Raw genomic sequence first — 10141 nt, forward strand, 5'->3', positions numbered from 1 at the left:
GCGCTCGCTCTCTTCCTTGAGCTCGCGCAGCCGATCGAGCGAGCTCATTCCAAGGGTGGCTTCAGCCATCGATCAGTCCTCCGCAGAGCTGCATCCAAGTCTCCCGCGTCTCACGATCGGCGCGGCGAAATCGCCACACCGGAACTCCTTCGTCGAGCGCGTCGGAAACGGCGACGCGCAGGGTCAGAAACGGCCGCGTCAGCGGCACGTGCTCGCCGAGCAGCTCGATGTAGCGGTTCTGCTGGCCCGAAGAGCGTGTGAAGCGGTTGATGAGAACGCGGTTCTCGAGCCCCGGCCGGATCGATCGAATCTCTTCGATGGTGGCCAGCGTCTGACCGAGCGCCAGGAGCGAGAAGCTGTTCGGCTCGAGCGGCGTCACCACGAGGTCGGCCCAGACCTGCGGACCGAGATGGCGAACCCCGATCGCCGGCGGCGTGTCGATCACCACCAGGTCGTAGGGCAACGCCCGCAGGCGGTCGCGCACGCGCCTCGAGTCGGCTAAGCCCACCCGCTGGTCGACCTCGTCGAGGTGCTGGTGGCCGTGCAGCAGGTGAAGGCCGCTTGCGGTGACCGTCGGGGCGAGCGGCGCGTCCGCGAAGAGCGCCGCGGCGCCGCCGGGTTGGCCGGCGACCGCGGCGTCGCGCGCCAGCATGGTGCTGGCATTGCCCTGCGTGTCGAGGTCGACCACCAGTGTCCGGAGGCCGCGCTCGACGCCGGCCAGCGCAAGATGGCAGACGAGAGTGGTCTTCCCCACTCCACCCTTCTGGTTGGTGACCGTGACGATGCGCATGCTGGCCTCAGTACTCCGCCGCCTGCTCATAGGGGCCGGGAAGGTCGAGATCCGCGGTGACTTCGACGTTCAGCTCGTAGCCCGGCCGGACCTCGATCGTCGGCCGTACGTCGAGGTTCCGGCGGAGGTACTCCGAGGCGACGCGGCCGAGCTCCTGGCCGACGGCCGCCGCCGCGAGCTGCGACGGCGTGGGGTTCGACTGGAGATTGCCGTTGTTCTCGGGCTGCGAGAGCTGGACGCCAGCCGAAACGGCGGCGATCAGTAGCGCGCTGCCGAAGGTGCGGACGAAATGGTTGTTCACCCGGTCGCGGAGCCCGGCCGCTGCTGCGAGATCTGCTCCCTGCATGCCGCCAAGGTCGAGCGAACGGCCGTCCGGGAAGATCAGCCGGTTCCAGGCAACGAACACCCGGCTCTGTCCGAACGCGACGCGGCTGTCGTACTCGCCGACCAGGCGGCTGCCCTGCGGGACGAGCAGGTAGCGCCCGGTCCGGCTGTCGTAGACGTTGCGACGGACGAGCGCGGTCGTCTGACCCGGCAGGTCGGAGTTGATCCCGGCGGTGAGGACCGCAGGGATGAGCGCGCCGGCCGAGATCCGGAACGGCGAGCCCGCCGGGTGCAGCGTGCCCGGAGCGGGCTTCCCAGACGGCGCGGCTGGTGGCGCGACCTTGGCCTCGACGGCACGCACCAGCTCGGCGCGAAGAGACGCGAGATCCGGAGGCCCCGCCACGCCGCCGTCCAAACCCTCCGCGTCGGGCCGATGGGGCGTCGAAGCTGCCCGCGGACCGGTCGAGCGGAAGTCCGTCGGCACCAGGTCGGAGTCGAGAGCGCGCTGCAGCGGTGAACGCGCAGCGGAGGTTTCCCCGCCGCCACCGCGAGGGTACTCGCGACCGTAGGCGTCCACGGGCGGACCCGCCACCAGGGGATGCTCCTGCTCCGCGAGCAGCTGCTCGAAGCCGGGGGGCAGATCGTGGGCAGACCCGAGCTGTCGGCCACGAGCGATCGCCGCCTGCTCGGCGGCGAGCTTCGCTTCCCGCTCGGCCGCTCGCTGGATGCGCTCGGCGAGGTCGTCCACGGGCGGCGGCACGGAAGCGACGCGCCGCTCCTGGCTGGGCCGGCGCGCCTTGGAGCTCACGAGGTAGCCAACGAGCCAGAGCACGGCGACCGCGAAGATGGCGGCGATCCAGACGATCGCCGAGCTGAGCTTCTTGATTTGGGGCCGTGGCGTGAGCTCGAGCTCCGCCTCCCTCGGCTCGGCCGGTGGGGTCGTCGTCTCCATCAGCGGCCCCCCGCCGCCACGCGAGCAAAGCCCCGGTTCGCGATTTTCACCGCCTTGCGGGACCGGCCGACACCGCTCACCAGCTCGCCGCGCTCGAAGAGCCCGTCGACGACGATCCAGGAGCCGGTCATCCGGTAGTTGAGGATCGCCTCCTCTCCCGTCTCCGTGCGGGCGAGGAAGGCCGGCGCGTCGACGGCCGCGGCGCCCGCCGGAAGCTGAATGTAGGTGTGGTGCCCGTCGTCGAAGATCGTGGTGGGCCGGAAGCCGGTGAAGACGCCGCCGGAGACCGCGTAGTCGAAGTTCATCCGGCCGGGGTTCATGGCGCCGATGAGGCTCGCGATCGTCGCCTCGCTCTTCCGGCTGGCGCGAGCGGACTCGAGCTGCGCGGCGTCGGACCACTGCTCCACGACGTCGCCTGGGTAGTAGAAGCGCACCCGCCGGAGGTAGGCGCCTTCGGCGTCCTCGCTCTTCCCCTTCGCCGGCGCGACCAAGTTGAGGTGGTAGGTCCGGCGGGTCGTGGTGACGATCATGTTGGTGCTGATGCCGTAGTCGCGCGGCTTCACCACCACATGCGGTACGAGCGCGTCCGGATCGCCCGAATAGAGCGGACTCGAGATCCAGCGCTCGGTGTCGCCCAGGGCCACGCCGTGGACGACCTCTCCCGCCTCGAGCTCGACGTCACAGGCCCGGAGCGGCGTGCACTGGAGCACCGGCTGGCTCTCGCCGAAGGGATAAACCACTGAATCGCTGCGCTCGATGACTGGCGCCTTGCCGGTCGTGGCGTACTGCTGGGTCGCCTCCCGGACGGCCGCGTCGGGGCGCGACCCGGCGTTCGCGGCGCCCGTGCCGAGAGCACCGAAGGTTCCGAGAACGGCGAGACAGGTGATTGCGAAGCGCTTGGGCTGAGACGTCGAGCATCGGGACATCGAAGTTCTCCTCACAGGGATTGGGTCCAATTGATCTCGGTGACGTAGAGGCCGAGAGGGTTGACGAGCAGCACGTCGGTGGTCTCCGGCGGTGTCAGCTCGACGCCGAGCACCGCCTGCCAGGCGGTTTCCGAGAGGATCCGGCCACCCTGGGCGATCTGGGTCTCCCGCCACTGCACCTGCCAGCTCGACGCCGAGAGACGGAGCACGGACTGCACCTGCACGGCGACCGTGCCCTCGGCCTCGCGCAGGAACGGGTTGCTCCTCTTGAAGTAGTCGTTGAGGAAGCCGAGCGCGCCGTCCTTGGCGTGGCCGTAGGCGCGATTGATCACGGTCTTCTGGACCTCGCTATCCGAGAAGACCGAGCGCACGTCCCGGATGAAGAGGTTGAGTTGGTAGCGGATCAGGCGCTCGTCCGTCTTGCGGAGTTGCTCGGCCGGCCCGAAAGCCACGGCCTGGCCGAGCCGGTCGACCTCGACGACGAACGGCGAGACGCGACTCTGGCTCGCGAGGTGGATGAAGCCGACGGACAGGATGCCGTCCACCGCGAGCAGGCCGATCGCCGCGAGTTGCCAGTTTCGCTTGCCGCGCGAGAGGCCGGCGTAACGGTCGGCCCATTCGCGACGTCCCCGAGCGAGGCTCGGATCCTCGGGCGTCGGCTCCGAGCCGGCGCGGTCGCGCCGGAGAAAGCGGTTCAGCTTCATTGACCCTCCACGAACAGGGAGCGCAGGCTGAAGCCGGGGCCTGCGCCCAGCATCTGGCTTGCGAACATCGGCACCTTGGTGGTGACGAGCGCGAGCACGACAGCGCCACCGAGGACCTCGAAGAGCGGCCCGGGATTGTCGAGCGCGACGGCGTTGAGCATCCCCGCCCACTGCGCGGCGAGCGAGCCGGCGATGCCGAGGATGAGATAGGCGACGAAGAGCTTCACGCCGACCCGGAAGACGTAGACGAGGTAGCCGTCGGCGAGCCCGGCCGTGAACCGCGAGCCGCCGAAACCGAGGAGCACCACGCCGCCGCCGAGGACGATGTAGCTCTCGACCAGGTAGACGAGGAGCATTCCGGCCATCCAGGCGTAGCAGAGGATGAGCGTCAGGCAGGTGAACAGAATCATCGGCCCGGTGATCGGGTTGAGAAGGCCCCAGTTGTTGAGCCCGTCGAGGAGGCCGAGCGCGAGGAGGAAGCCGCCGGAGAAGACCGACGACGGGTTGATGCCGTCGATGCCGCCGGCCGCCGCACCGGCCTGCTCGAACGAGCCGATGACCGTGGGCACCCAGATCGGCGAGAAAACGAGCACCGTGTAGAGAATCGACAGGACGAAGACCTGGCGGAGGATGTGGACGAGCACCTGCTCGCCGCCTTCGTGCCGGCCGAGCGTCGACCAGATCCCAACCCAGGCGATCTGGATGACCATGAGCGCGAAGTAAAGGTTCTGCGCGATCGGGAAGAGCGTCGTGAACCACGTCTGCGTGGCGAGCTCGAAGGTCTGGACGATGCCGTCCAGGATGCCGAGGACGGGCATACCGCCTCAGTCCTGCCCGCCGGGCGCCGCGCCGGGGCGCCGACCGGGGCGAACCGGGGGAAGCGGTCCCAAGTGCTTGCTCTGCTCGAGGAGAAACTGGAGCTGGCGCTTCGCCTCCTTCGCTGCCTTCTCGAGCTCGATCGTCGAGAGGACGAGCCCGACGGTCTGGCAGTTCGGAGCAGCGGAGTTGCCGGGCGTCCGGCAGTAGGCGACCGCGTCCGCCCACAGCTCGGTCGACTGAACCGCCTCGCGGTTCCAGAAGGCCCCGTCGTAGCGAGCCGACCGAACCGGCGAGCGGAGCGCGGTAAGGGGGTCGTCGCCGTTGGCGAGCTCCTCGGCGGTGGGCTGACCGCAACCCGCAGCCAGCAGGCTCGCCAGCGCAATGGCTGTGAGACCGGACAGGAATGAAGCCCTCATCGCGACCCCCTGCCTGCCGAGCGCGTGCAGCCGTAGCAGGCCCATGGCCAGTCGGCGGGAACGCCGCGCGACCCGCCGGCGCCGTCGTAAGGCGGCACTTCGGCGACCCCGTTGACGATCCACTGACTGGTCGTGGCGCGGTCCGACGCCTCGCGGTCGAGCTGGTAGGCCCAGTAGACCGTCTGGACGTTGGTCTGGAGCGAGAGCTGCTGGCTGATCTCGGCGAGCTCGCCGGCTTGGTGGTGCAGGAACTCGTTGGCGGCCTGCAGCGCCTCGACGTTGCCGTCCGCGGCCTCGGCGTCAGCGGCGAGCCGTTCGAGGATGTGCTGCGACGGAACCGACTCCCAGGAGATCCGGTGAAGCGCGTTGAGCGAGTAGCGCAGCGTGTCGAGCGTGCGGCGGTTGCGATGCTCGAAGATCTCCAGCCATCCCTCTTCGAGGATCGGCTCGTAGCCCGGGAACGTCTCGGCGAACTGGGCGTCGATGTCGTCCAAGGTGTGGCCGAGCGACTCGCCGTACTGGATGATGTCGTTCACCGCCACGGCCAGCCCCACGAGGCTCCGGAAGGAGAGCTCGTCGAAGCGCTCCAGGTTCTTCACCATCGTCGCGTAGCGCTGGTAGTCGTTGATGAGCTGCTCGTACTGCTGGTAGATCTCGTAGACCTGCTGGATCACCTGCGTGGCGTTCTCGATCCAGTTGACCGCGTCGTAGACCAGCCACTGCGCCTTCGCCGGACGAGGGGTCACGAGGCCCGCGACCAGACTGAGGCAGAGACAAGCGACGACGATGTGCTTCAGCCGGCGCATGCGAGGCTCCTTTCGTTGCGGTCACTCGATCGGTCGGCCAACTGGTCCGCCCAGCGGTCGAGTCCGCGCTGGCGCACCCAGGCACGCGGCCACTCCGGGCCGTACATCGCCCGCAGCTCGCGGATCGCGCGGAGGTCCTCGCGGCCGGTGGCGCCGACGAAGGCCAGCGCGAGCGGCCCGAGGGTGAGGTCCTTCAGGCGGTTCCCGAGCGGCGAGGTGTAGTAGTAGTCGCGCTTTTTGGCGCTCTGGGCGACGATCTCGATCTCCCGCTCGTTGAGACCGATCGCGCGGTAGATCGCGGCGCCCTGCTCGGAGCCCGCCTCGCTGTTCGGGAGCAGGATCTTGGTCGGGCAGCTCTCGTAGATGACGTGGCGCTTCGACGAGGCGTGGATGTCGGCGAGGCTCTGCGTCACGAATACGACGGCGGCGTTGTACTTGCGAAGTTCCTTGAGCCAGAGCTGGATCCGCTCGGCGAAGAGCTCGTGGAGGAGGTAGGTCCAGGCCTCCTCGAGAATGATCAGCGTCGGCCGCCCGTCGAGCCGCTGCTCGATCCGGTGGAAGAGGTAGAGGAGCGCCGGGATGACGATGCGGTCGCCGAGCTCCATCAGGTGCGACATCTCGAAGACCTGGAAGCGGCCCTCGCGGAGACCGTCGCTCTGCGCGTCGAGCAGGGCGCCGAAGTTGCCCTTCAGCGTGTAGGGGCGGAGGGCTTGGCGGAGGTTCGGGTCCTGGAGCTTCACCTGAAGGTCGGTGAGCGTGCGGGACGGCGAGACGGCCAGCAGGCCGAGAGCGTGGTCGATCGCGCCGCGGTGTGCCGGCGTGACGACGACGCCCTGCAGGGCCATGAGGGTCTCGATCCACTCCGCGGCCCAGGTCCGCTCCGCCGGCCGATCGATCTCCGCGAGTGGGTAGAAGGCCAGGGCGTCGAGCGATTCGGCTGCGATGTCGTAGTGGTGACCGCCGCAGGCTGCGACCAGCGGGAAAGACGAGTAGCCCTTGTCGAAGGTGAAGACCTGGGCGTCCGGGTAGCGGAAGAACTGCGCCTGGATGAGACCCAGAAGCGTGCTCTTTCCCGCTCCGGTCGGCCCGAGGACCAGGGTGTGCCCGACGTCCGAGACGTGGAGGTTCAGGCGAAACGGAGTCGAGCCGCTGGTCGCCGCCCAGAGGAGCGCCGGGCTCCCCATCGGGTAGTACCCGCAAGGATTGGTCGGCAGGCCCGGCCAGACGCTCGTCGTCGGCAGGAGGTCGGCGAGGTTGAGGGTGCTGATGAGCGGCCGGCGAACGTTCGGATGCGCGTGCGACGGCAGGCTCGAGCGGAACGCCTCGAGGGCGTTGACGCGCTCGATCCGCGCCGCGAAGCCGCGATTGTGGATCTCCTTGAGCACCTGGCGCGCCGCGACCTCGACGGCGGCCTCGTCCTCGTTCATCAGGACGATGGCGGTCGTGTAGAAGCCGTACCGGACCGCTCCCCCGAGACACTCGGCGAGCGCCTCGTCCGCGTCTTCCGCCATGCGGACGGCGTCGCGGTTCAGGAACTTCGGCTCCGCCGCCTTCTCCTCGGTGGTGATCGCCTCTTTGATCAGCCCGCCGAGGCCCTTTCGCTTCTGCCACCAGTTCCGGCGGTAGAGCCGGATGTGCTTGGCGGCCGACTCGGGGTCGAGCGGCAGGAAGCGATGGGAGAGCCGGTACTCCATCGGGATGCGGTGGAGGAAGTCGAACATTGCGGGGTGCGACTCGTGGGGGAAGCCCGTGACCGAGATCGCCCGGAGGTGCCGGTCGCCGACCCGTGGACTGAATCCGCCGTAGAGGTCCTGCGACGCGAGAAGGACGTCGAGGTAGCAGGGCGTGTCGGGCACCGAGACGCGGTGGTAGAGCCCGGTCAGGCAGGTGTGCAGGTGCGTCAGCAGCGCCTCGGACGTGAGGCGGGTGAGCGCCAGCGACGCCGAGAGGCGATCCTCGATGTCCTCCAGCCGGTCGACGAAGGTGTCGACCTGGGCCCGCCAGTCCGGCCCCTTGCGGTCCTCGCCGCTGATGAACCAGCGCGCAAGGCTCGACTGGAGTTCGTCGGGCGGCAGCCACGAAACGCAGAGGGTGTAGGTCGTCTCGAAGTTGCGGCGGCCCGACTCGTACTGCTCGCGGCGCTCCTCGTCGAGAAGCTCCGAGACCGGGTCCGGGAAGGGACCCGGCGGCGGGTAGTCGCGGCTCGGCCGCCGGATGGCGTCGGCGTTCAGGAGCCACTCGTCGCCGAGCGGCAGGAGCGCCTGGTTGAAGTGCTGCGAGAGAAGCGCCAGTTCCTCGGCCGTGGCGGCGTCGAGGTCCGGACCGGTGTAGCTCCAGCCGGCAAGGAACGAGCCGTCCTTGTTGACGGCGATTCCCTCGCCGACCAGGGCGGCCCAGTTCAGGAGGTCGGCGAGACCCTGCGGCTTGTGCCGATGCTCGCGCAGGATCATCGCGTGTCCCCCCGGAAGACAGGCACGCGCGAGATCGGCGCGCCGACTGCCGCCGTCGCCGGGTAGAACGGCTGGTAGAGCCGGTGACGGGCGAAAACGCGCGTCGCCTGGGGGTCCTGGCGGCCAATCCAGACCAGGATCCGGTGGCCGACCGTTCCGAGGAGCAGCGCTAGGCTCAAGCTCGCGAAGCGGAAGCCGACGCCGAAGAGCAGCGCCGCAATCACGCTCACCTCGATGATCACGAGGTCGCGCTCGGCCCCGCCCAGGAGGATCGGCCGCGTCAGCGAGCTGTGCAGCGGCACGGTCCGAAGCGACCTTCGCTTCACGGTCATCAGAGAACTGCCCCGGAGAAGCCGAGTGCCGTGACGAAGCTCACCGCGCCGAGTGCCACACCGGCGCCGAAGATGACCTGCGACACCCGGCGCATGCCGGTGCCGTGGTCAGAGAGCGCCCACATCACGCCAGCGAGCGCGACGGCAATGATGATGATCGCGCTCGCCACCGGGCCGGTGAGGTTCTCCTGGATGCGAATGAGCGGTTCGTCCCACGGCATCGACGTTCCGCCCGTGGTCGCGAAGGCGGCCGGTGAGGTCAACATCCAGAGAGCGGCGAGCGCCCCGAGCTTCTGTCCCTTCTCCCTCCAGTGCTTCATGGCTTGTCACTCCTCCTCGGTAAGCCGAGCCGCTATGGGCTCGAGTTGAAAGCTGCCATCGCCGGCGAGGCCGGCGACACGAACGAGCTCGGAGACGCGGCGACCGCGACTCCCTCCCTCGATGTGGACGACGAGGCCGACGGTGTCGGCGATCAGGGCGCGCTGGGAGGGCACCCCCGCCTCCTGCGCGAGCTGGTCGAGCCGCTGCAGGGCGGCGACCGCGTTGTTGGCGTGGACGGTCGTGCAGCCGCCGGGGTGACCGGTGTTCCAGGCCTTGAGGAGGTCGAGCGCCTCGCGGCCGCGGACCTCACCGATGATGATCCGGTCGGGATTGAGCCGCATCGTCGCCTTGACCAGGGTGGCGAGGTCGACGTGCCGGGTGGTGCGGAGTGCGGTGTGGTTCTCGGCGGTGCACTGGAGCTCGACCGTGTCCTCGAGCAGGATGAAGCGTTCGCTCGGCTCGCCGAGCCGGACCATCTCGTCGAGGATCGCGTTGACGAGCGTCGTCTTGCCCGAGCCCGTACCGCCGGAGACCAGGATGTTGCGCCGCTCGGCGATCGCGGACCGGAGCAATTCGGCCTGAGCCACAGTCATCGAACCGGTTTCGATGTAGTGCGAGAGCGGGAACACCCGCGTCGCCCGTTTCCGGATCGCGAAGCACGGACTCGCGACGAGCGGCGGCACCATGCCCTCGATTCGGCTCCCGTCGAGCGGCAGCTCGGCTTCGATGATCGGGTGCTCCGAGTCGATCTGGGACCCGAGCATGCCGGCGATCGAGGCGAGGATTGCCTCCGCCTCCTGCGGCAGCAGCCGCGAGCCGGAGTCGTACATCCCCTCGGTCCGCGAGTCGAGCCAGATCCGCCCGTCCGGGTTGAGCAGCACCTCGACCAGGTCGTCATTGCCGAGGGCGCCGACGATGGTCTCCCCCAGCTCGCGGACCAGCCCCTCAGTCCAGCGCTGCCGCTGCTCGTCGTGTGGTCCCTGCCGCATGAACGGGGACACTACACAAGCGTTGAGAGTATGTCAACAGATGTTGAGATGCCGCGGGAGTGACTTCGGAGAATCAGGCCTGACGGCCGACTTCCTCGTCGAGTACTCGTTCGCGGTCGAGCGTTGAGGTGAGGGCGCCGAGCGGGCCCGAAGTCTCGATGGCTGGCGCGCGCAAGCCTGAAATGGGTGCCAACTTCTCCCAAGGGGAGGGAGTCCGACTCGCGCGACCCGATGTCGCGGGCGCCGGGAGATACGCTCGCCTGGAAAGCTCCCGGTCCACGAAGTAGCGGGACTTCGCGACGTACAGGGGCT

The 10141-nt window shown here is 68.8% G+C and carries 11 protein-coding genes; all 11 read right to left on the reverse strand.

The genetic code is table 11. The features are described from left to right. Positions 1-61: 61 nt before the first annotated feature. Genes KBI44_19990 through trbB form a run of 11 tightly spaced genes read right to left on the reverse strand, consistent with a single transcriptional unit; the run spans position 62 to position 9829 of the window. Positions 62-790, reverse strand: a complete 729-nt coding sequence (locus KBI44_19990; protein ID MBP9146763.1) for a ParA family protein — start codon at positions 788-790, stop codon at positions 62-64. A gap of 7 nt (positions 791-797) precedes the next feature. Next, complete coding sequence (locus KBI44_19995; protein ID MBP9146764.1) at positions 798-2066, reverse strand: hypothetical protein; 1269 nt, start codon at positions 2064-2066, stop codon at positions 798-800. Further along, a complete protein-coding gene (gene trbG, locus KBI44_20000; protein MBP9146765.1) occupies positions 2066-2992 on the reverse strand; it encodes a P-type conjugative transfer protein TrbG in 927 nt (308 codons plus the stop codon). Before trbG ends, KBI44_19995 begins: the two co-directional genes overlap by 1 nt. 11 nt (positions 2993-3003) lie before the next feature. Then, positions 3004-3696, reverse strand: coding sequence for a hypothetical protein (locus KBI44_20005; GenBank protein ID MBP9146766.1), 693 nt, complete (start codon positions 3694-3696; stop codon positions 3004-3006). Then, positions 3693-4514, reverse strand: a complete 822-nt coding sequence (gene trbL / locus KBI44_20010) for a P-type conjugative transfer protein TrbL (GenBank protein ID MBP9146767.1) — start codon at positions 4512-4514, stop codon at positions 3693-3695. The genes KBI44_20005 and trbL overlap by 4 nt, the downstream gene beginning before the upstream one ends. 6 nt (positions 4515-4520) lie before the next feature. After that, entirely contained in the window at positions 4521-4931 is a 411-nt protein-coding gene (locus tag KBI44_20015; GenBank protein ID MBP9146768.1) for a hypothetical protein, read from the reverse strand. Next, on the reverse strand, positions 4928-5737 hold the full coding sequence (locus KBI44_20020; GenBank protein MBP9146769.1) for a hypothetical protein: 810 nt from the start codon (positions 5735-5737) through the stop codon (positions 4928-4930). Before KBI44_20020 ends, KBI44_20015 begins: the two co-directional genes overlap by 4 nt. Next, the gene (locus KBI44_20025; GenBank protein ID MBP9146770.1) at positions 5725-8187 is read right to left on the reverse strand and encodes a hypothetical protein; all 2463 of its coding nucleotides are present in this window, start codon (positions 8185-8187) and stop codon (positions 5725-5727) included. The genes KBI44_20020 and KBI44_20025 overlap by 13 nt, the downstream gene beginning before the upstream one ends. Continuing rightward, positions 8184-8519, reverse strand: coding sequence for a VirB3 family type IV secretion system protein (locus tag KBI44_20030; GenBank protein MBP9146771.1), 336 nt, complete (start codon positions 8517-8519; stop codon positions 8184-8186). The genes KBI44_20025 and KBI44_20030 overlap by 4 nt, the downstream gene beginning before the upstream one ends. Next, positions 8519-8839 (reverse strand): TrbC/VirB2 family protein, encoded by a 321-nt coding sequence (locus tag KBI44_20035; GenBank protein MBP9146772.1) that lies wholly within the window; start codon positions 8837-8839, stop codon positions 8519-8521. The genes KBI44_20030 and KBI44_20035 overlap by 1 nt, the downstream gene beginning before the upstream one ends. A 6-nt stretch (positions 8840-8845) precedes the next feature. Further along, positions 8846-9829 (reverse strand): P-type conjugative transfer ATPase TrbB, encoded by a 984-nt coding sequence (gene trbB / locus KBI44_20040; GenBank protein ID MBP9146773.1) that lies wholly within the window; start codon positions 9827-9829, stop codon positions 8846-8848. Between the last annotated feature and the right edge of the window lie 312 nt (positions 9830-10141).

The organism is Thermoanaerobaculia bacterium, from assembly GCA_018057705.1.
Taxonomy (GTDB): domain Bacteria; phylum Acidobacteriota; class Thermoanaerobaculia; order Multivoradales; family JAGPDF01; genus JAGPDF01.

Bases quoted from the DNA above. Each gene is read 5' to 3' on its own strand.
- KBI44_20015 (MBP9146768.1), bottom strand. From the start codon at position 4,931: ATGAGGGCTTCATTCCTGTCCGGTCTCACAGCCATTGCGCTGGCGAGC.
- KBI44_20005 (MBP9146766.1), bottom strand. From the start codon at position 3,696: ATGAAGCTGAACCGCTTTCTCCGGCGCGACCGCGCCGGCTCGGAGCCG.
- KBI44_20030 (MBP9146771.1), bottom strand. From the start codon at position 8,519: ATGACCGTGAAGCGAAGGTCGCTTCGGACCGTGCCGCTGCACAGCTCG.
- trbL (MBP9146767.1), bottom strand. From the start codon at position 4,514: ATGCCCGTCCTCGGCATCCTGGACGGCATCGTCCAGACCTTCGAGCTC.
- trbG (MBP9146765.1), bottom strand. From the start codon at position 2,992: ATGTCCCGATGCTCGACGTCTCAGCCCAAGCGCTTCGCAATCACCTGT.
- KBI44_19995 (MBP9146764.1), bottom strand. From the start codon at position 2,066: ATGGAGACGACGACCCCACCGGCCGAGCCGAGGGAGGCGGAGCTCGAG.
- KBI44_19990 (MBP9146763.1), bottom strand. From the start codon at position 790: ATGCGCATCGTCACGGTCACCAACCAGAAGGGTGGAGTGGGGAAGACC.
- KBI44_20035 (MBP9146772.1), bottom strand. From the start codon at position 8,839: ATGAAGCACTGGAGGGAGAAGGGACAGAAGCTCGGGGCGCTCGCCGCT.
- KBI44_20025 (MBP9146770.1), bottom strand. From the start codon at position 8,187: ATGATCCTGCGCGAGCATCGGCACAAGCCGCAGGGTCTCGCCGACCTC.
- KBI44_20020 (MBP9146769.1), bottom strand. From the start codon at position 5,737: ATGCGCCGGCTGAAGCACATCGTCGTCGCTTGTCTCTGCCTCAGTCTG.
- trbB (MBP9146773.1), bottom strand. From the start codon at position 9,829: ATGCGGCAGGGACCACACGACGAGCAGCGGCAGCGCTGGACTGAGGGG.